Here is a 20,029-nt window from a genome sequence, read left to right as displayed (position 1 = left end):
GGCCGTGACATCACTCATGCACCGGCGATGCCCGCGCATGCCTCGGGGGGTTCCGGCGGCCAGGGCGGGCCAGGACGGCGTTCAGCAACTGGTGTGTTGCTCACATGGGCCAAGGGCGGGCATGAGCGCTGGCCGCGCCGATCGCCGCTCTGGCCGCCCGCTCGACCAGCGAGATCCCGCTCTCCATGGACACGTTGCCGTCACTGAGGACGGACACCAGATGCCGACGCCCGTGCACCGTGACCTGACCGATGCTGTTGATGACCCACAAGCCGGTGGTGGTCCGCTGCAGCCAGCCGTTCTTGAGCGCCCATCGCGAGCCTGGCGAGCCGGCCGCGGAGACCCCCCAGTCCTGCTCCTCCTCCACCGAGCCCATCAAGCTCTTGATGTAGGCGCGGGAGGCATGGTTCAACCCCTGGGGCGAACGGGCGGAGGCGGACGCGCCTCCGCCGAAGACGGCACGCAGCAGGCGGACCTGGTCCGTTGCGGTGGTCTGGGTGAGCCCCCAGCGCATGCCGTGCCCGCCCCGCGTCGAGGAAAGACCGAGCCGCTCGTTGGCCTCGTCGAGGCCCTCCGCCGCACCGATCGCCTGCCACAGGGCGTGCGTCGCGCCGTTGTCGCTGCTCCGGATCATCGCCTCGGCCATCCGGCGCTGCTCGACCGACGGCGCGCGGCCCTCGTCCTGTGCCTGGAGCAGCAGCGTCGCGAGAATGTCCACCTTGATGATGCTCGCCGTGTCGAACGTCGCCCTCTGCCCGTACGACGCGATCACCCGGTCGGCGCTGTCCAGGTCCAGCACTGCCACGGCAAGTCGCGTGTGACGGCCCGGGCGGACGGGCTTGAGTGCGCGCACGAGGGTGTCCCTCAGGTGCTCGCGGGGCGCCGGCGGCCCCGGCGCAACTGCAGCCGGACGTACGGACGGTGACTGCGCGGTCCGGGTGATGTCGGTGGGCGAACAGGCGGCGAGCGATGCCAGGACTGCGGTCGCGGTGCAGATCTTCAGGGCGTGCGCGCGCAGGTCGTACGTCCGGTGGGGCTGTCCTTCGGGCATGGCGGGCGGGCCGCGGCCTTTCCGTGGGAGAGGAAGCGGAGAACAGTCCGAAAATATGGGAACTCTTCATGATTCGTCGGCTCAACCTGAGGAGCGGCGTGTCGCGTGGCGAGGAGAGAGTCACGTCACGTGACCGACGGCTCAGGCGACCGGACGGCCGGCCGCGTCGCCCATCGAGTTCGGTCTCATCCCGTGGGACGCCATCGGAACCAGAAGTCGACCCCGTCGACCCGGTAGCGGTCTCCGGCGTCGAATCGCACCTCACCTGTCAACCGCCGGACACCTTCCGGCATCTGACGGTGTGGGGCCAGGAGGATGTCCAGTTCGTCGTAGCGGGCGTCGATCCCCCCGTTTCCCGGATGGCTGCGCAACTCGACTTTTCCGGCTTCGAAAGCCTCGTTCCACCTGGCGAAGATCGCCCACTGCTCCCGCTCCATCACCACCGCCGCCTCGCTCGCCACCCACACGAGGTATTCGTCGGCCTCGTCGTCGGGGTCGTAGTCGCGACCTTCGAAGTAGTGCGGAACGTCATCGATGACCGCGAGTCCTTTGCGGGGCCCGTCACACCACTCCAAGTCCACGTAGACACGCTCGAAGCCGTCCGCGATCAACCGCTGCTCGTCCCAGGTCTCAGCCACATCGGGAGGCTACCCGGCCACCGCTGGTGATCATGGACGCAGAGGAAGCCGGGGCCGCCGGCGAGGAAGGCGAGGAAGGCGGGGAAACCGAAGGCATACGGCCAGCCGGGGGACCTGACACACCCCGCGTCGTACACGCGGCGAGCCGAACGGAGCAACCCCGCAGGCATCCGGCGTGCGCGCTCGGTGTGATGGAGGTATCCCAACCGCTCCGCAGTAAGGCAACTCATGCGCACACGGAACCTCGCCGCCACGGCTCTGCTCACCGGTCTCCTCGCCCTGACAGGCGCAACCGTCGCCCACGCCACCGACCTGGCTCCCACCGGCAGCTCCAGCGTCAACAACCGCTCGTGCAACACCGAAGAGGACTCGCTTCTCCACGGAGTGGTGGCTCGCCTCACGGCCCACGCGGACGCGGCTGAGCGGTGCGACGCCAACCAGTATCCGTCCAGCCAGGTGTTCGGCGAGCTCACGTCCTGAGGTCTTCGCCGACGGGCGCTCGACGTCGGCGAAGCAGGGCCTCCCCCGACATGACTCCCCAGTTGTCTCGCGACCCGGCCTTGGTCCGTGGCGACAATCCGGCCTTGGTCCGTGGCGAGGGGGCTGGGGAGTCACTGGCGTAGAACACCCCGTGGGGGCGGAACACCCGACGCCGCTCGGCGGCCCGCTAAGGCCGGACGTACGGGCGAGTCATGATCTCCATGTTGTGGCCGTCGGGATCGTCGAAGTACGCGCCGCGACCGCCGAAGAGGCGGTTGATCCGGCCGGGCTCGGTGTGGCTCGGGTCTGCGTAGTACGTGACCCCGACCGTATCCAGGCGGGCGATCATGGTGTCGAACTGATCGTCGGGCACAAGGAAGGCGTAGTGCTGCGGCTGGACGGGCTCGTCGCGCTTCTCGTAGTAATCGAGTGTCACGCCGTTGCCCAGATCGACGGGCAAGAACGGCCCGAAGGGGGCGCCGACCTTCAGCCCCAGGATCGCGGCGATGAACTCGGCCGACAGCTGACGGTCCGCGGCGTAGACGGCTATGTGGTTCAGCTGGACGGTGGTCGACGATTCGAGTTCAGGCCGGTGCTGCTCATCACGTGGCATGTGGGATGTGTCTCCGAGTCTTGGATCCGTTGTGGAGCGCCGCATCAGGGGGGCGCGGGGAGAGAAGACTGGGAGAGGGGGCGGGGCTCTTGCCCGCCTCGTGCTCACGCCGAGGCCGGGTGCCTCACTCGTGTATGGCCCATGGCCGACCCGGCAGTCACCTGACTGACCTTAGTACTTCCATGCGAATCACCACAACGCCGATCACCGTCGTCCGTGAAGAGCCTGAGCTCCACCTGACGGGGCGTCGGAGGGCTGCTGGGCACCGGCCCGGGGAGCGCCACCGTTCTCAGGATCGACGTCGACCTCTCATCGCGCAGGGCGCGCGAACTCCTGCGCCGTCACAGGACATCGACGCGGACGCAGTCATCCTGCGGTCCGCTCCCGGTGCCGACCTGAACGTTGACGTCAGCGACATCGACCACGGCGCAGATCCTCTCCTGGGACGAAGCGGCGGGTGCCGCGGCCAGCGTCAGCAGAGCCGCCACGAGGGCGGCGGCGGCCATCAGGGCGTTGATCCGGCGGCTGCGCATGGGAGCCTCCTGCAAGACGTGAATACTCCATTCAGGGCATGCCCGCACCTTCGATCCGTACATACAACACCCCGTCAGTTCACTCCCATGGGGGACATCGCGAACGCCAGTGCCCGAGCCATGCGGGGACGACCGGGGGCGGCCTGACGCCGTTCTTCATGGGCTCCCTTGGCTGCGCTCACGGCCGTGAACGACCTGGTGGGTCGCCCAGGTCGAGAGCGTCGTCCTCGCGGACTGCTCGTGACAGCCGATGAGCCGGCCGCCGGCTTGCCCGGGACCCGGTGCCCGGCGGCTGCACCGGCCCCACCGGCGTCACCGTCGTACGAACGGAGCAATCAGACTCGCGCGCCGCCCCGCATGGCACGGACGATGAACATGATCGACCGGGCCGGACGGAGGGTGACAGGATGCTGCTGCGAGATCACCCCCGCCGCGGCCACCGAGCCGTCGCGGCTGCCCTCGGCTGTGCTCTGTCCGCCGTCACACTCATCGGGTGCGGCGACAGCCAGGACACCGGCCCCTCGCCTACGCCGACGACGAGCAGCCCCGATGCCGCGTCGTTCTCCGGAGTCCCGCCGTCGGCACTGGCCTCCCAGGCGGCTTCCGCGATCGCCTCCGCATATGCTTCGGCTTCGGTGGCGGCGTCCTCGGCACGTGCCCGCGCCTCCGAGTTCGAGGCGTCCGTCGACGCCGAGGTCGCCCGGGCCAATGCCGCTGCTGAGAAGGCGTTGGAGAACGTCGAGGGGCGCGGCAACGCGGTGGCAGAAGTCGGTATGAAGGGCCTGCCCAGGGACGAGACGAGCGGGCTGCTCGCCGTGCTCGTCACGATCACCAACAAGACCGACAGCAGGGCTTCGTACGCCGTGCAGATCGATTTCGAGGACTCGTCCGGCAAGGTCGTCGAGACAAGGTTCGTGGGCGCGGAGAACCTCGACCCGGGCGATAAGGAACAACCCATCGCCTTCAGCCGGCAGCCTGCCGACGTACAGCTCACCCCCCGTCTGGCCAAGGCACAGCGGTATTGACGTGCGAGAGCCGCAGGCGTCGGGCCGGGGCGTTGTCCACCCGGGCAGACACCCTGGCACCGCGGCATATACGGGCCCGACATGCTCTTGCCGGACTGCGGCAACAGCGTCCAGAGCCGACCCGCGACAGCTGACCCGCGCGCGGTGAGCGGCGCAGGTCAGCGCGGCAGCGCTCGTGCAGCGGTTCAGTCCACTTCGCCGGTCTCACGAAGAAGGTCGAGGTCCGCCTCCGGAGCCCTCAGAGGGCCGGCCGTGCGCGTGACCGGTACACACGCTTCGCCGTCGTCGTCCAGCAGTTTCTCCAGGTCCGTGACGCGGAGGTAGCAGTCGCCGTCGACTCCCCAGTCGCGTCCCCACGAGTTGCGCAGCCGCACCACGGGGATCGTGCCGTTGTGGCCGTTCAGGCGCGCCTTCAGCGAGACACCGCGCACCAGGATCGCATGGCCACCGGAGCCACCCTCGGACACCTCCAGCAGCCCGTTCGGAGCCGGCTCCATCATCGAGTCGTACCACTTGACTCCGATCACGACGGGGCCGAAGTAGCCCAGCGTGCGCAGCACGTCGTCGACACCGAACGCCCAGCGGTACTCCTCCATGTATCCACGGGCGGCGATGGCCTTGGCACCCGCCAGCACCGACGTGCCGTCGTAGTCCTCCCCGGGCCACTCGTCGAGCCGCTGTGCCTCCCGGTACACCGTGCGGGCGAAGCCGTCGTCCACACCGGGCACCTGCACGGGGGTGGCGATGAGCTCATGCGACCAGGCGAAGCCGACGCAGGCGCCCTCGCGGCCCTGGTCGAGCCAGCCAGGACAGGCCCATCCGGCCGAGCGCAACGGCGCTCGCTCGGCGACCAACGCGCGGATCGGATACTCCCTGCTGCGCTCGTCGAACTGCGGGACCCGGTCAAGACGTGGATCGATGGTCGTGTTGCCGTTCTTGAGACGCAGGGCTCCCATACCGCTCCTCACACCGATGGACTGGCACCAGTTGATATGAGCCAGCGCCGCGGCGCAGCCGGAAAGTCAGGTCCGTACGCCGATCGGGGGATGCGCGTTAGGTGCATTCCGACGGCCCGGCCCGCCGCGCCCAGGTGTCGCCTTGTCCTCGTTGCCGTCGCAGTGTCACAGGCGTGTCAGGAAACGGCTCCCACTCGGTGTGAACAAGCCAAAGCGTGGCTGACATGAGACATGATCACCGGAACATTCCGACTCCCGGGGGACTTCTCATGGCTTACGCGACTCGTTCGGTCCGTACCACCGCCGTACTGGCCACTCTTTCACTCGGCATCCTGGCCTTGACGGCATGCAAGGGCGAAGCCGACAAGGGCACGGCCGCTCCCAGCCCAGCCGCGGAAGCGTCCTCAGCGGGTACGGACAAGAGCTCCGCCACTCCTGCGACGGCAACCCCAGGCGGCAGCGACAGCAGCGGGGGCTCCGCCGGCAGCGGGGGCAGCACCCCGCCGTCGTCCGAGCCCGGCGTCGACGACGACCAGGACGGAGGCGTGGGCATGTGCGAGACGACCGACTTGACCTTCACGGTCACCGTCGCGTCCAAGCCCGTCAACCACGCCCTGCTGACCGCGGTGAACAAGGGCGGTGACCCCTGCCTGCTGCCGGCGAACGAGTTGGTGATCACGATCCCGGGGCTCGACGGCGCCGCCGAGCACATGGGTCCCGACGGCAAGGACTGGCTCCTCAAGCCCGGCGAGAAGGCGTACGCCGGGATCATGTTCTCGCGCGCCGACACCGCGGGCGGCAAGAGCGCCGACAAGGTGGAGATCGCGCTCACCGCCGCCGAGAGCCCCACGACGGTGCCGATCAACGGTGGCCCCGTCACGGTCAACGACGGTCAGGTCACCAGCTTCTTCGGCACCGCCGAGGACGCACTCACGTACTGACGGAGCCTGCGCCCCGGGATCCGACGCCAGGTCGACACGGCGTACGACGCGCCGGGCGGCCGGGTCCGCGACTACGCACCCGGCCGCCCGCCCGACCTCCTGGCCGTCCTGCGGGCCGCTTCGACGCTCGGGCTTGACGAGGCGTCAGCTATTGATCATGTCCCTGGTCTGGGCGTAGACCACGGCATCGAGGAACAGGTCCGTGTGGCTGAGGCAGGCGGTCCTGGTGTTCGCCGCGCCGGACAGGGACACGGAGCTGTCGGGGTTGATCACCATGTCGCAGGGCGACCACCAGGTGGCGTAGCGGGGTGAACCGGGCGTCTCATCACCGGAGTTGAGGGCGCTGAGAAAGCTGGAGCCGATGCGCATCTCGGTGCAGGAGGCGTCGAAGCAGCTGTTGGCGCTGTCCGTCCCGTGGTTCGGGCCGCCCAACGACACCCAGGCGTCGACTTCGGAGGTCCCCGCGAGGTTCTTCAGGTAGTGGCGCGAGGAGAGCCCGCCCATGGAGTGGCTGACGATGTCGACCTTGGTGGCGCCGGTGGCCGCGAGCAGTCGGTCGACCTCGGCCGCCAGTTGCCGCGCTGTCGTGATGTTGGACTGGCGCCAGTCGTAGGACCACTGGTCCAGGTGGGAGGAGGGCCAGCCGTCGGCTCTGAACCGGTCGGCCATGACGTTCCAGTTGCTTGCGTCACCGGTGTAGCCGTGCACGAAAAGGACGGGGTTGCCGGCGGAGGTGAAGGTGGAGCTGCTGGACGCCTGGGCGGGGCCTGGGGCCTGTACGGCGAGAAGGGCGCCGGCCATGGTCGTGGCAGCGGTCATGAGGAACTTCTTCACGAGGGACTCTCAAGGTGGGGTTCGGGGAGGCGCTCGACGGCGCGTTCTGAGCGGACCCGCCTGGCGCAGCTCCCGGGTCACGGGAGGTGCCTGCGGGCATACGGGGGCGTGCCGAAGGGGCCGGTTCGCCACGGCCGCACGGGGAGGACACCGGGTGTCGTTGAGGGTGGCGTGAGCGTACTGACCAGTAGGTACGAGTGGTCAAGAGGTGTGCGCCGAGTTTTCGGCCCGGCCGCCCGCACGTCGCCGTCATGGCGCGGACTCGGCTGTGCCGCGGCGGCTTCCACCTGAGCGAGAGCCGCTGCGGCGCCGTCCCTATCCGGTCATTGTCCTGCCGGCCGGTGGACACGGAACTCCTTGAATGGAACGCTCCCTACAGAGCGCGGAGCGCGGACGGTACACACGGCCGACGGCGGCGACCCCGTCGTACAGGCACCGCTCACATGCCGCACTCCCCTGCATCGGCCCACCTCGCCGCTCCAGCACCCCAGCGGAACGCGCCCGGCCGTGTTTCCGCGCGGGCCGCACCTCGCATCAGTGGGAAGTCCTCGTAGCTGCGAGTGCTCCGCAAGCCCTCCCACCCCCCGCTTCCACATCAGCAGCCGATGCGTCCTGCCTTCGTTCCTGCCTTTGCTCGTGGTTCCGTCCTCCGTCCCTGCCTTCGCTGGTGGTTCCGTCCTTCGTCCCTGCCTTCGCTCGTGGTTCCGTCCTTCGTTCCCTGCTCGCCGAGAGGAGTTACCGCATGAACATCCGAACCAGGCCGGCGGCACTGACCCTCGTCCTCGCCACGGCCGCAGTCCTGACCGCCCCCACCGCCAGAGCCGACGCGCCCACGGACGACGGACCGGCGGAGTTCGCCGTGGACTCCACGGCCGACGCCGTCGACGCCGACCCGTCGGACGGCCTGTGCCGCACCGCGTCGGGTGTCTGCAGCCTGCGCGCCGCGGTGATGGCCGCCAACTCCCGCCCCGGCAGCACCATCACGCTGCCTCCGGGCCGCTACCGCCTGACCATCCCGCCCGATCCCCGTCTGATCGTCGGCGACAACCCCGACCCGACCACCGGCGACCTGAACGTCGACGCGCCGACCACGATCCGCGGCTCCGGCGCTCGGGCCACCGTGATCGACGCCAATCGCCTGGACCGCGCCTTGCGCATGCGGGCGGACACGAAACTGTCGGATCTGACAATCACCGGAGGCGTGGCCAAGCAGCGTGAACTGCCCATCACCGACACCGGGGGCGGCGGCATCGCCAACGGACACCGTATGGCGCTGCGACGGGTCGCCGTGACCGGGAACTCCGCGGGCTACGGCGGCGGCATCTTCAACACGCCCGGCTCGCACCTGGATCTGATCGACAGCACCGTCAGCGGGAACGCCGCAGGGGAGGCCGGAGGCATCAGGTTCGACGACACCGGCACCGTGACCAACTCGACCATCGTCGGCAACCGCGTGACGAACCCGGGCGACCGCCCCGGCAGCCTCGCCGGGTACGGCGGCGGGATCGACATCCGCGGGCTCGGAGTCGTGGAGATCCTCAACTCCACCATTCACGGGAACACTTCGAGCGACGGCGGAGGCGGGATCAACATCGCCCCCGCGTACCTCGACAGCCTGCCCTCCCCCATCCCCGACATCGTGGATCTGCCGCTGGGGCGGCTCACGCTGCGCAATTCCGTCGTGGCAGGCAACACCGTCGGCGGCGAGGCCGCCGACTGCAAGAGGGCCTTCGCCACCATCGCGTCGAAGGGCCACAACCTCGACGGTGACGGGAGTTGCCGACTCACCGCCCCGGGAGACCTGCCCAGCCGTCCCTCACTGATCGGTCCCCTCGCCGACAACGGCGGCCCCACGGACACCGCCGCTCTGCTGCCGGGAAGCCCCGCCCTCGACGCGGCCGCCGACTGCCCGGCCACCGATCAGCGCGGTGTCGCCCGCCCCCAGGGCGCCGCCTGCGACATCGGCGCCTACGAGCACACGCCATGACCACGCCGCCCACACCGGCATCAGGAGATGCGATGAGATCACCGAGTCCACGCAACACCCTGGCCCGCGCCTTGACCGTGCTTCTGGCTCTGCTGTCGTCCTCCTTCCTCTCTCCCCCGCCCGCGGCCCGCGCCGACACCGCTCACGGCTCCTTGACCGTGCGCACCGACCACGGCTGGGTACGAGGTGCCCTCCACCGTGCCGGCGGCCGGGTCTTCCACGGCATCCCCTTCGCCGCCCCGCCGACAGGAGAGCTGCGGTGGCGTCCCCCGCGCCCCGGCGAGCGCTGGACCGGTGTCCGGGACGCCACCGCTCCGGCCGCTCCCTGCGCCCAACTCCCGCTGACGCTGCTGCCCGACGGCGGCCCCGTCCTGCCCGGCGAGTCCAACCGCACCGGCAGCACGACCGAGGACTGCCTGTACCTCAACGTGTGGACTCCGGCCCGCACCGGCGGCCGGCCCCTGCCGGTGCTGGTGTGGCTGCACGGCGGGGCAACGCCTTCGGCGCGGGCAGCGATTACGACGGTTCGGCGCTGGCCGCACGCGGCCTGCTCGTGGTGACCGTCAACTACCGCCTGGGCGCACTGGGGTTCCTCGCCCACCCCGCCCTGTCGGAGGAGAGCGGGGACCGCGCCTCCGGCGACTACGGCTTGATGGATCAGCAGGCCGCGCTGCGCTGGGTCCGGCGCAACATCGGCGCCTTCGGTGGCGACCGCGACCGGGTGACCCTCGGCGGTCAGTCCGCCGGGGCGGTGGACACCTGCGCCCACATCGCCTCCCCGACCGCCGCCGACCTGTTCCAGCGGGCTGTTCAGCAGAGCGGGAGCTGCGCCTCGGAAGGCGGTTTGACACCGCTCACGCTGGGCGCGGCCGAGCACAGGGGACGCGACTTCGCCGCCTCGGTCGGCTGCGCGGAGCCGGCCACCGCGGCGGCCTGTCTGCGCGCCCTGCCCACCACCGCACTCCTCCGCGCCGCCGGGACCGGGACCGGCTCCCTGTGGAGCCCGAACACCGGGCCGCGTATCCTGCCGCGCCCTCCGCACCGGGCGTGGGCCGAGGGCCGGGTGAACGCGGTCCCGACCCTGAACGGCACCACCCACGACGAGTACCGGTACTTCACGGCGCTGTACGTGGACCTGCTCGGGGGCGGCCCCCTCACCGCCGCCTCGTACGCCACTACGGTCGGCCTCCAGTACGGCGGCCGCGCACCGGCCGTCCTGGCCACGTATCCGGCGTCGGCGTACCCGTCCCCCAACCTGGCGTACTCGGCCGTCAACACCGACCAACGGTTCGCCTGCCCGGCACGGGCCGACAGCCGCCTGTACAGCACCCGGGCACCCGTCTACGCCTACGAGTTCCACGACCCCCAGGCACCACCGTTCATCCCGGCACCGCACACGCCGCAGGGCGCGTTCCACGCCTCGGAACTGGCCTACCTCTTTCCCCTGGACTCCCTGCGCCTGACGCCCGCCCAACAGCGGCTGTCCGCCACGATGACGGCCTACTGGGCCCGGTTCGCGGCCACCGGCGACCCCCATGTGCCCGGCCTGCCCGCCTGGCCCCGTCACACGACGGAAGCGGAAGGGGACCGGGTGCAGGTGCTGGCGCCGGACCGGGTCGCACCCACCGCGGGATTCGCGACCGACCACCACTGCGGCTTCTGGCTCCCCTCCCCCGCTTCCCGGGGCGCCGGGCGATGACACCGAGCTACCCGGGGCTGCCACCCTCACCCGAGGGCCGCGTTCCTGGAACGCCGTGGTGAGCCGCGAGCGCCAGCAACGCGACCCGCAACGGCCCGGTCTCCAGGACGGCGCCCGGTTCGAACCAGCGGGCGACGGCGGTGCCGCTCGCCATGCGGAGTGTGAAGCGCGCCAGTTCGTCCGCGGCCTGCGGGCGGTCGTGCAGCCCGAACACGGCGCTCAGTGAATCGCGAGCCCAGACCACCAGCGCGTCGCGGTAGTGGTGCACCTCGGCCACGGCCGCCGCGCTGGCGTCCTGCTGCACCATGCCCAGCCCCAACAGCAGTTTCAGACCGTGCGGATGGCGTCGGAAGGCCTCCTCGACATGGGCGAGGAAGACGTCCAGGCGCTGTACGACGTCGGCGCCCGGTATCGCGGCCGGGGGCAGGGCGGCCAGAAGCGCGGTCCTGGCGCGTTCCAGCACCGCGACGTAGATCCCGTCCTTGCTGCCGAAGTGCCAGTAGATCGAGCTGGGCGGCAGACCGCACTCGGCCGAGATCATGGAGATGGACGTGGCGGCGTAGCCGTACCTCGACATCAGTTCGCCGGCGGTGTCGAGAATCGCGTCACGCGACCGTGCGCCGCGGTCCTTGACCGGTGCGTCGACGTCTCGTGCGGGCTTGGCCGAACTCACCGGTCCCCCTCGGTCGTTCGTGCGTCGATCCAGGCGCGGACCGCGGACGCGGTCGTGTCCGCATGGTCCTGCATCATCGTCACATGGTCGCCGGGGACGTCCACGACGTCGTGCGGCGACGGCCAGGACGTCCGCCAGTCGTCCGCGTCCGCGGAAGCCGCCATGGCGGGTGTGGGCCGCAGCGCGCGCACCAGGAGCGTGGGCGTGCTGACCGGCTCGGGCTGCCAGCCGAGGAAGATCCGGTTGTAGGCCCCCATCGCGGCCAGCGCGGTGTCGTCTCCCCCGGGGCCGGCGACCGGTTCTCCGGTGCTCGGCTGCGGCGGGGCGGCCAGGGACAGCAGCCAGTCCTTGCTGCTGTTGTCCGCCGTGATGTGGTAGGTGTCCAGGAGCACCAGCCCGGCCGGAGCCCGCCCCAGGGCCTCCAGCCGGTGGGCCACCAGGTGCGCCACGTTGCCGCCCGCCGACCGTCCTACGACGACGAAGGGCCCGTCCCCGACGTGCCGCAGCACGCTGTCGGCCTGTGTGCGGGCCAGCGCGGCGCGGTCCTGCGGTACGGCGGTCCCGGCGCCGATACCCGGGTGCGGGAACTCGAGGACGTCCAGGGCGTCGTGGAAGGCGCGGTGGAAGCGTGGGAAGTCTCCGCCGTCCGAGGCGGGCGAGGGATGGTAGGCCGGGAAGTAGACGACCGTCGGCGTTTTGGAGCCGGGGCGGCCGTGGGAGCGGCGGATCGGGGGCAGGGCGTGTTCGCGGCCCTGCGCGGCCGTGAAGGTGGGCAGTGCCCAGGACGCGGTGACGAGCAGGTGCATGGCCGCCACCGGTTGTCCCGCGGCGCTGACCGTACGGAACAGCGAGGAGAGGGTGTACGCGGGCCGCGCGGCCCCCGAGGCTCCGGGGGTCTCGGGGGTGGCTGCGGCGTCCGGTTCGCCGTCCAGCAGGCCGAGCAGGTGACGTGCCAGTTCCTGGGCCGTGCGGTGCTCGAACACGACCGCCGCCGACAGCTTCAGCCCCAGCGCCGTGCTCAGCCGGTTGCGGATCTGCACGGCGGTGAGGGAGTCGAACCCCAGATCGGCGAGGATCTTGCCGTCCGGGAGGGCGTCGGCGTGCGGGTATCCGAGCACCGCGGCCACCTCGCCCCGCAGCAGTCCCACCAGCGCCGCCTCCCGCTCGTCCGGGGACAGGCGGGCCAGCCGCGGCCGCCAGGCTCCCGGCTCCGGCATCTGCCCGGCCGGGCCGGCGGAGTCGGAGGGCCCCGCCGCGGCGGTCGGGCGCCTGTCACGGACGAGTCCCCGCAGCGGCGGCGGCAGGTGCCCCGCGCCGGACCGCAGCGCCGCCCGGTCCGGCAGGACCGGCGCCAGGACCGGCTCCGTCGAGCGCAGCGCCGCGTCGAAGAGGGCGAGGCCCTGCCGAGTGGACAGCGGCACGAACACATCGCGTGGCCGCGGGCGGGCTCGGGTCGGCTCCGCCGCCATGCCGTCGGCGTGCTCCCACGGGCCCCACGCCAATGACAGCGCCGGCAGTCCTTCGGCGGCGCGGCGACGGGCGAAGGCGTCGAGGAAGGAGTTCGCTGCCGCGTAGTTGCCCTGGCCCGCCCGCCCCAGCAGACCGGAGACGGAGGAGAACACGACGAACGCCGAAAGACCCAGGTCCCGGGTCAGTTCGTGCAGATTCCAGGCCGCGTCGGCCTTCGGCCGCAGCACGGCCGCCATCCGCTCGGGCGTCAGCGAGTCCAGCACCCCGTCGTCGAGGACCCCGGCGGCATGCACCACGGCGGTCAGCGGCGGCTCGCAGCGCTCGACCACCTCGGCCAGCGCGACACGGTCGGCCGCGTCACAGGCGACGATGCGGACCCGCTCCGCACCCGACTGCGCCAGCTCGGCGCTCAGTTCCCGGGCTCCCGGCGCCTGCGGCCCTCGGCGTCCGGTCAGCAGCAGATGCCGTACGCCGTGCTCGGCGACCAGGTGACGTGCCAGTTCGGCGCCGAGGGCGCCGGTACCTCCGGTGATCATCACCGTACCGTCCGCACCGAAGACGGCCGCCCGCGTGGCCGAGGTATCACCGGCCGAGGCCAGTCGTGGAACCGTCACCTGCCCGCCGCGCACCCGGAGTTGCGGCTCACCGGTGGCGACGGCCGAAGGGAGCATCCGCAGCGACTCGGGCCGCCCGTCCACATCCACCAGCACGACACGGCCGGGCAGCTCCGACTGTGCCGTACGGACCAGCCCCCAGACCGCTGCACCGGCGAGATCCGGCACCGGCCCGGTGGCGTCCCGTGTCACGACGACCAACCGTGCGCCCGCCGTACCCGGATCGCCCTGCCAGTCCTGGAGCAGCTCGAGTACGCGGCCGGTCGACTCGTGCACGGCGGGCAACGGATCGGTTCCCGAGGTACTGGCCACCGCCGTGACGACGACGAGTTCGGCGTTCCCGGCGCCGCCCGGCAGGAACTCGGCGAGATTCAGCTCGTCCGGCCCGCGGACCACCCAGGCGCGCTCGACGTCGTCGCCGGGGACGTCGACGGCGACCCAGTCGGGGCGCAGCAGAGCCCTTCGTACGAGGTCGTGCGTCGTGCCGTCGGTCACGGCCGCGGCCGGGAGTTCCCTGGTGGTCAGTGAGTCCACGTGCGCCACGGGCCGGCCGGACGGGTCGGCCAGGGTCAGCGAGACCGTGTCCGGGCCCGTCGACGTCACCCTGACGCGAAGCCGAGTGGCTCCCGAGGCGTGCAGGCTCACGCCGCTCCACGCGAACGGCACGCGCACCGCACTCGTGTCGGCGCCCGGTGCGGCCAACAGGGGTGCGTGCAACGCGGCGTCGAACAACGCGGGGTGCAGTGCGAAGCGATCCGCATTCGAGGTGTGCGATGCCGGCAGCCGGACCTCCGCGAAGACGTCGGAGCCGCGCCGCCACAGTGCGGTGACTCCCTGGAATGCGGGCCCGTAGGCCCGGAGTCGGCGAGGGCGGCGTAGGCGCCGGTGAGGTCCAGTGCCTCGGCGTCCTCGGGCGGCCACGGTGTCGGTTCGCCTTGCGCGGGACGTGCGCGGCCCAGCCGGCCGGAGGCGTTCCGGGTCCACGGGGTGTCCTCGTCGGCGGGCTCCTCCGGGCGGGAGTAGATGTCGAGCGGCCGGACGCCCGAGTCGTCCCGGGCGCCCACCACGACCTGGACCCGCACCCCCGCGGAACCGGGCAGGGCGAGCGGCGCCTGCATCACGAGGTCGTCGACGGCACCGCAGCCCACCTCGTCGCCCGCCCGCACGGCCATCTCCACGAACACCGTCGCGGGTACGATCACCCGCCCGGCGACGACATGATCCGCGAGCCACGGGTGGGTCCCGAGGGACAACAGGGCGGTCAGCACCGTCCGTTCGGTGTCCGGCACCGGGAACGCGGGGCTCAGCAGCGCCCCGGTGTCGGCCGCCGGGGGCGGTGCGTCCAGCCAGTACCGCTGCCGCTGGAAGGCATACGTCGGCAGGTCCACGCGCCGTGCGCCGGAGCCCTCGTAGACCGCCGCCCAGTCGACGGCGGCGCCGGCCACGTGCAGTCGCGCCACGGCCGCCACAAGCGTCTCCGGTTCGTACGCGCCGCCTCGTGCGGCCACGGCGAGAACAGGGTCGCCCGTGGACACGCCCGTGGTCACGTCGGCCAGGCAGTCCCCGGCCGCCGCGGTGAGTGCGGGGCCGGGACCGAGTTCCAGGTAGGCCGTGACCCCGTCGTCCGCGAGCCGGCGCACGGCGTCGGCGAAGCGTACGGGCCGCCGGGCGTGCCGGGCCCAGTACTCGGGCGAGCACAGGTCCGCAGGCTCGGCGGGCCGGCCCGTCACGGTGGAGACGATCGGGATGCGCGGCGGCCGGAAGGTCACCCCGCGTGCGACGCCGAGGAATTCGTCGAGCATCGGCTCCATCAGGGGCGAGTGGAAGGCATGACTCACCCTCAGCCGTACGGCCCTGCGGCCGCGCGCCTCGAAGCCGGCCGCGACCACGCGGACCGCGTCCTCCGCGCCGGAGACGACCACGGAGCGGGGGCCGTTGACGGACGCGACGGCCACCAGTGACCTGAACCCGGCCAGTGCCGTGTCGACTTCCTCCTCCGTCGCGTCCAGTGCCACCATCGCGCCCCCCGCGGGGAGCGCCCCCATCAGCCGGCCGCGTGCGGCGACGAGCGTGGCCGCGTCGGGCAGGTCGAGTACGCCGGCGACATGCGCGGCCGTCAGCTCGCCGACGGAGTGGCCCACGAGACGGTCGGCCCGCACCCCCCACGCATCGAGCAGCCGGAACAGCGCGACCTCGAAGGCGAACAGTGCGGCCTGGGTGAAGTCCGTGCGGTCCAGCAGTGCCGCTCGCGGTGAGCCCGCCTCGGCGGACAGCACCGCGCTCAGCGGCTGCGGGAGAAGGTCGTCCAGGTGCCGGCAGACGTCGTCGAAGGCCTCGGCGAAGACGGGGAAGGCGGCCCGCAGTTCGGCGCCCATGCGGGGGCGCTGGGCACCTTGTCCGGTGAACAGGAAGGCCGTACGGACCTCCGGGTCCGCCAGTCCTCGTACGACTCCCGGTGCGTCCCGGCCCTGCGCGAGCGCCCTCAGCGACGTGAGCATCCGCGTCCGGTCACCGGCCGGCACCGCCGCCCGATGCGCGAGGGCGGAGCGCGACACCGCCAGTGAGTGGCCGACGTCCGCGGACGACAGTTCCGGCCGGTCGGCCACCTCGGTCGCGAGTCGTCGGGCCTGGGCGCGCAGCGCGTTCTCGTCGGCGGCGGACAGCAGCCATGGCACGGGCGGCGGCGCGGCGGCCTCCGAGAAGAGCGCCGGCTCGCTCTCCGGTGCCTCCTGCAGGATCACGTGCGCGTTGGTCCCGCCGATCCCGAAGGCCGAGACCCCCGCGCGCCGCGGACGCTCCGAGGCCGGCCAGGGCCGGGGCGCGGTGAGCAGCTCCACCCGGCCCGAGTCCCAGTCGACGTGCGGGGTCGGTGCGTCGACGTGCAGGGTCCGGGGCAGTGCGCCGTGCCGCATGGCCTGCACCATCTTGATGACGCCGGCGACTCCCGCCGCCGCCTGCGTGTGCCCGAGGTTGGACTTGACCGAGCCGAGCCACAGCGGCTCCTCGCGGTCCTGGCCGTACGTGGCCAGGAGGGCCTGTGCCTCGATGGGGTCGCCCAGCCGGGTGCCCGTGCCGTGGGCCTCCACCGCGTCCACGTCACCGGCGCGCAGCCCCGCGTCCGCCAGCGCCTGCGTGATGAGCCGCTGCTGCGCGGGGCCGTGGGGCGCGGTCAGCCCGTTGGAGGCGCCGTCGGAGTTGACCGCGGAGCCACGCAGTACGGCCAGGACCGGATGGCCGTTGCGGCGGGCGTCGGACAACCGCTCCAGCAGGACCAGCCCCACGCCCTCGCCCCAGGCCGTGCCGTCGGCAGCCGCCGAGAAGGACTTGCAGCGCCCGTCCGGTGACAGGCCGCGCTGCCGGCTGAACGCCAGGAACGGCTTGGGCGTCGCCATCACCGTGACTCCGCCGGCCAGCGCCAGCGAGCACTCGCCGGAGCGCAGCGCACGCGCCGCCCAGTGCAGTGCCACGAGCGAGGACGAGCACGCGGTGTCGACCGTGATCGCCGGGCCGCGCAGACCGTACACGTAAGACAGACGACCGGAGGCGACGCTGCCCGCCGAGCCCAGGCCCAGGTGCGCCTCCAGCTCGTGGTGGCGGGTGAGTCGGGCGGAGTAGTCGGCGTACATCACGCCGACGAACACCCCGGTGTCGCTCTCGCGCAGCGACGCCGGGTCGATCCCGGCGCGCTCCCACACCTCCCAGGACGTCTCCAGAAGCAGCCGCTGCTGCGGATCCATCGCGAGCGCCTCGCGCGGTGAGATACCGAACAGCGCGGCGTCGAACTCCGCGGCCCCGTGCAGGAATCCGCCGTGGCGGGTGTACGAGGTGCCGATCCGGTCGGGATCGGGGTCGTACAGGGCGTCGAGGTCCCAGCCTCGGTCGGCCGGGAACTCAGAGACGGCGTCCCGCCCCTGCGCCACCAACTTCCACAGGTCTTCGGGTGAGTTGACGTCATCGGGATACCGGCAGCCCATGGCGACGATCACGACGGGATCGTCCGGTGCGGGCCGGTCCTGTCCGGCGTACGCCCGCGTACGTCCCCCGGGACCGTTTCCGAGGAGAGCGACGCGCAGATACCGGGCCACCGCGGCCGGTGTCGGGTGGTCGAAGACCAGCGTCGCCGGCAGGGTCAGGCCGGCGAGCGCACCGAGTCGGTCCACCAGCTCGACCGCGCCGACGGACGTCATGCCGAGATCGGTGAAGGGGCTGTCCGCGTCGGGCGGATCGCCCGGCGCGTGTCCGTGCCGGCACACCTCGGCCGTCTCGGAGAGCACCAACTCCCGTATCGCCCGCTCCTGGTCACCGGGCGAGAGGGACAGGAGCCGCTCACCCAGGGCAGTGGGGCGGCGCCCGTCCGTGCGTGGACGGGCGGTGTCGCCCGCGACCGGGGCCGCGGGCGCGGGGGCGACCAGGTGGTGCCGGGCGATCTTGCCGGACGCGGTGCGCGGGACCGTGGCGATCTCGCGTATCTCGGTCGGCACCTTGTAGTCGGCCAACCGGGTCCGGCACTCGGCGAGCACCCGCCCGGCGTCGAACCCGGGGCCCGGGACGACGAAGGCCACCGGCACCTCGCCGAGCACATCGTGCGGCGCGCCCACGACCACGGCCTCCGCCACGCCGGCGCACTGCGACACGGCCTGCTCGATCTCGGCCGGGTGGATGTTCTCCCCGCCACGGATGATCAGCTCGCTGACCCGCCCGGTGAGCCGGAGATGGCCGTGCTCGACAAGGCGGCCGAGGTCCCCGGTGCGGTACCAGCCGTCCCGCAGCGCGGCGGCGGTCGCCTCGGGCTGCTGGTGATACCCGGTCATCAGGCTCGGCCCACGCACCCAGACCTCGCCCTCGGCGCCGTCCGGCACGTCCTCGCCGCTTCCCGGGTCGACGACCCGTACGTCCATGCCGGGGACGGGAGGGCCGCAGGAGCCGTCGACCCTGGGGCCCTCGGGACGGTTCACCGCGATCATGCCGCAGGTCTCGGTACTGCCGTACGCGTCGAGCAGCGGCGCCCCTAAGGTCTCCTCCACGGCCACGCGCAGTGCGGGGCCGCTCGGGGCGCCGGCCACGACGCACATCCGCAGCGCCGGCGGGGCTTCACCGGCCGGGTCGAGCAAGCCGTGATACGTGGCGGGCACTCCGGCCAGCATGGTGAACGGCCCGCCGAGGTCCTCGTACCCGGTGAGCAGTTCCTGCCGCAGACCGCCGGGCCCCGGCAGCTCACCGGCGATCCGGGCGCTCGCACCGACGGCCGTCACGCCCAGGATCGCCAGCGAGTGGCTGAAGCTGTGGAACAGCGGGAGCGGCCACAGGAGCCGGTCGTCGGGCGAGAGGCCGAAGATCGGCGCGTAGCAGGCGGCCACGGACCACAGCGCGGCCCGCTGCGTGGACAGCACCCCTTTGGGCCGGTGGGTGGTGCCGGAGGTGTACAGCATCCAGGCCGGGTCGTCGAGCCCGAGCGTGTCGATCTCCCCGGGTGCTGCGGCCCCGTCGTTCTCGGCCGCGCTGTGGAACGCCGGAGCACCGTCGGGGATCGTGCCGCCGGTTCCGGTGACCAGGACGTCCAGGCCGTCGTACGGCGGTCCCAGGCGCCGCAGTCGTACGAGGTGCGTGGCGTCGGTGATGACGAAGGCGGCACCGCTGTCCTGGAGGAAGTGGGCCAGCTCGGCATCGGAGGAGCGCGGATTCAGGGGGACGCCGACCATCCCGGCGCGCAGCACGGCCAGGCAGCTCTCCACCGTCTCCACGCGGTTGCCGAGACAGATCGCGACGCGGTCGCCACGGCGAAGTCCTGTCCCGGTGAGGTACCCGGCCAGCGCGCGGCTGCGACGCTCCAGTTCGGCGTAGGTGACGCTGCGCGAGGGATCGCAGTAGGCGATCCGCTGCGCGGCCCTCTCGGCGTGCTCTCTCAACAGCTCCGGCAGCGGCCGGATCAGCTCCTCACGCCTCATGGTCCCGCCTTCCAAGTCCTGCGTGGCTCAGTGCGGTTGAGCCTACGTGGGCGGGCGGGCCGTGCTCAGGACGCCGTCTGTCGAAGCGTCAGGACACCATGGCCGGGGGTGCGTCACGGAACTGGTGGCGCAGCCGTTCAGTCGAGGCAGAACTCGTTGCCCTCGACGTCCTGCATCACGATGCATGAATCGTTGCCGTCGTACAGCAGGCGCACGCGTACCGCGCCGAGCGCGACCAGTCGGGTGCATTCGGCCTCCAGCGTGGCCAGGCGCTCCTCCCCCACGAGTCCGGTGCCGACCCGCACGTCGAGATGCACCCGGTTCTTGGCGACCTTGCCTTCGGGAACGCGTTGGAAGAACAGGCGGGGGCCGACGCCCGACGGGTCGCTGGCCGCGAACCACGAACCCTTTTCCTCGGGCGGTCGCGAGCGATCGTAATCGTCCCAAGTGGCGAACCCCTTCGGCGGTGGCGATACGTACCCCAGCACCTCGCACCAGAAGCGGGCGACGCGCTCGGGTTCCGCGCAGTCGAAGGTGACTTGGAACTGCTTGATCGATGACATCGGCGCA

General features: G+C 71.8%; 12 protein-coding genes and 2 pseudogenes. 5 read left to right on the top strand and 9 right to left on the bottom strand.

Features of this window, described 5'->3' with window-relative positions:
- Nucleotides 1–100: 100 nt before the first annotated feature.
- On the bottom strand, nucleotides 101–1,051 hold the full coding sequence (locus tag ACFYNL_RS35570) for a serine hydrolase (RefSeq protein WP_388811198.1): 951 nt from the start codon (nucleotides 1,049–1,051) through the stop codon (nucleotides 101–103).
- Between the two features lie 185 nt (nucleotides 1,052–1,236).
- Nucleotides 1,237–1,689 (bottom strand): hypothetical protein, encoded by a 453-nt coding sequence (locus ACFYNL_RS35565; RefSeq protein WP_388811196.1) that lies wholly within the window; start codon nucleotides 1,687–1,689, stop codon nucleotides 1,237–1,239.
- Between the two features lie 228 nt (nucleotides 1,690–1,917).
- Here ACFYNL_RS35565 and ACFYNL_RS35560 point away from each other — a divergent pair, with 228 nt between their 5' ends.
- Nucleotides 1,918–2,169: a hypothetical protein gene (locus ACFYNL_RS35560; RefSeq protein ID WP_388811193.1), complete on the top strand. Its 252-nt coding sequence runs from the start codon at nucleotides 1,918–1,920 to the stop codon at nucleotides 2,167–2,169.
- A gap of 187 nt (nucleotides 2,170–2,356) precedes the next feature.
- Here ACFYNL_RS35560 and ACFYNL_RS35555 read toward each other — a convergent pair whose 3' ends face one another.
- Nucleotides 2,357–2,782, bottom strand: a complete 426-nt coding sequence (locus tag ACFYNL_RS35555; protein ID WP_388811190.1) for a VOC family protein — start codon at nucleotides 2,780–2,782, stop codon at nucleotides 2,357–2,359.
- 341 nt (nucleotides 2,783–3,123) lie between these two features.
- Nucleotides 3,124–3,315: a hypothetical protein gene (locus ACFYNL_RS35550; protein ID WP_388811188.1), complete on the bottom strand. Its 192-nt coding sequence runs from the start codon at nucleotides 3,313–3,315 to the stop codon at nucleotides 3,124–3,126.
- 407 nt (nucleotides 3,316–3,722) lie between these two features.
- Between ACFYNL_RS35550 and ACFYNL_RS35545 the strand changes: the two genes are divergently transcribed.
- Nucleotides 3,723–4,340 (top strand): hypothetical protein, encoded by a 618-nt coding sequence (locus ACFYNL_RS35545; RefSeq protein ID WP_388811186.1) that lies wholly within the window; start codon nucleotides 3,723–3,725, stop codon nucleotides 4,338–4,340.
- A 185-nt stretch (nucleotides 4,341–4,525) separates the two neighbouring features.
- Here the strand turns inward: ACFYNL_RS35545 and ACFYNL_RS35540 are convergent, their stop codons facing one another.
- The gene (locus ACFYNL_RS35540) at nucleotides 4,526–5,296 is read right to left on the bottom strand and encodes a hypothetical protein (protein WP_388811184.1); all 771 of its coding nucleotides are present in this window, start codon (nucleotides 5,294–5,296) and stop codon (nucleotides 4,526–4,528) included.
- A 269-nt stretch (nucleotides 5,297–5,565) separates the two neighbouring features.
- On the opposite strand from ACFYNL_RS35540, the gene ACFYNL_RS35535 reads away from it, so the two are divergent.
- Nucleotides 5,566–6,237 carry a DUF4232 domain-containing protein gene (locus tag ACFYNL_RS35535; RefSeq protein WP_388811182.1) on the top strand — a complete coding sequence of 224 codons (672 nt, stop codon included), beginning with the start codon at nucleotides 5,566–5,568 and terminating at the stop codon, nucleotides 6,235–6,237.
- Nucleotides 6,238–6,381: 144 nt separating this feature from the next.
- Here the strand turns inward: ACFYNL_RS35535 and ACFYNL_RS35530 are convergent, their stop codons facing one another.
- Nucleotides 6,382–7,056 carry an esterase/lipase family protein gene (locus ACFYNL_RS35530; RefSeq protein ID WP_388811180.1) on the bottom strand — a complete coding sequence of 225 codons (675 nt, stop codon included), beginning with the start codon at nucleotides 7,054–7,056 and terminating at the stop codon, nucleotides 6,382–6,384.
- Between the two features lie 757 nt (nucleotides 7,057–7,813).
- Here ACFYNL_RS35530 and ACFYNL_RS35525 point away from each other — a divergent pair.
- Nucleotides 7,814–9,058 carry a choice-of-anchor Q domain-containing protein gene (locus ACFYNL_RS35525; RefSeq protein ID WP_388811177.1) on the top strand — a complete coding sequence of 415 codons (1,245 nt, stop codon included), beginning with the start codon at nucleotides 7,814–7,816 and terminating at the stop codon, nucleotides 9,056–9,058.
- A pseudogene (locus ACFYNL_RS35520) lies at nucleotides 9,055–10,757 on the top strand (carboxylesterase/lipase family protein). Before ACFYNL_RS35525 ends, ACFYNL_RS35520 begins: the two are co-directional and overlap by 4 nt.
- 7 nt (nucleotides 10,758–10,764) lie before the next feature.
- Here the strand turns inward: ACFYNL_RS35520 and ACFYNL_RS35515 are convergent.
- From ACFYNL_RS35515 to ACFYNL_RS35505, 3 genes and pseudogenes are all read right to left on the bottom strand, one after another.
- Nucleotides 10,765–11,430 carry a TetR/AcrR family transcriptional regulator gene (locus ACFYNL_RS35515; RefSeq protein ID WP_388811175.1) on the bottom strand — a complete coding sequence of 222 codons (666 nt, stop codon included), beginning with the start codon at nucleotides 11,428–11,430 and terminating at the stop codon, nucleotides 10,765–10,767.
- A pseudogene (locus tag ACFYNL_RS35510) lies at nucleotides 11,427–19,459 on the bottom strand (SDR family NAD(P)-dependent oxidoreductase). Before ACFYNL_RS35510 ends, ACFYNL_RS35515 begins: the two are co-directional and overlap by 4 nt.
- Nucleotides 19,460–19,596: 137 nt before the next feature.
- Nucleotides 19,597–20,022 (bottom strand): VOC family protein, encoded by a 426-nt coding sequence (locus ACFYNL_RS35505; protein ID WP_388811172.1) that lies wholly within the window; start codon nucleotides 20,020–20,022, stop codon nucleotides 19,597–19,599.
- Between the last annotated feature and the right edge of the window lie 7 nt (nucleotides 20,023–20,029).

Source organism: Streptomyces sp. NPDC007808, assembly GCF_042868655.1.
In the GTDB taxonomy this organism is placed as follows: domain Bacteria; phylum Actinomycetota; class Actinomycetes; order Streptomycetales; family Streptomycetaceae; genus Streptomyces.
Note: the sequence above shows the minus strand (reverse complement) of the source record. Positions and strands in the feature narration are given on the sequence as shown.

Coding starts and splice junctions, on each gene's coding strand:
- ACFYNL_RS35555 (WP_388811190.1), bottom strand. CDS start 2,782: ATGCCACGTGATGAGCAGCACCGGCCTGAACTCGAATCGTCGACCACC.
- ACFYNL_RS35530 (WP_388811180.1), bottom strand. CDS start 7,056: ATGACCGCTGCCACGACCATGGCCGGCGCCCTTCTCGCCGTACAGGCC.
- ACFYNL_RS35545 (WP_388811186.1), top strand. CDS start 3,723: ATGCTGCTGCGAGATCACCCCCGCCGCGGCCACCGAGCCGTCGCGGCT.
- ACFYNL_RS35505 (WP_388811172.1), bottom strand. CDS start 20,022: ATGTCATCGATCAAGCAGTTCCAAGTCACCTTCGACTGCGCGGAACCC.
- ACFYNL_RS35570 (WP_388811198.1), bottom strand. CDS start 1,051: ATGCCCGAAGGACAGCCCCACCGGACGTACGACCTGCGCGCGCACGCC.
- ACFYNL_RS35540 (WP_388811184.1), bottom strand. CDS start 5,296: ATGGGAGCCCTGCGTCTCAAGAACGGCAACACGACCATCGATCCACGT.
- ACFYNL_RS35525 (WP_388811177.1), top strand. CDS start 7,814: ATGAACATCCGAACCAGGCCGGCGGCACTGACCCTCGTCCTCGCCACG.
- ACFYNL_RS35535 (WP_388811182.1), top strand. CDS start 5,566: ATGGCTTACGCGACTCGTTCGGTCCGTACCACCGCCGTACTGGCCACT.
- ACFYNL_RS35560 (WP_388811193.1), top strand. CDS start 1,918: ATGCGCACACGGAACCTCGCCGCCACGGCTCTGCTCACCGGTCTCCTC.
- ACFYNL_RS35550 (WP_388811188.1), bottom strand. CDS start 3,315: ATGCGCAGCCGCCGGATCAACGCCCTGATGGCCGCCGCCGCCCTCGTG.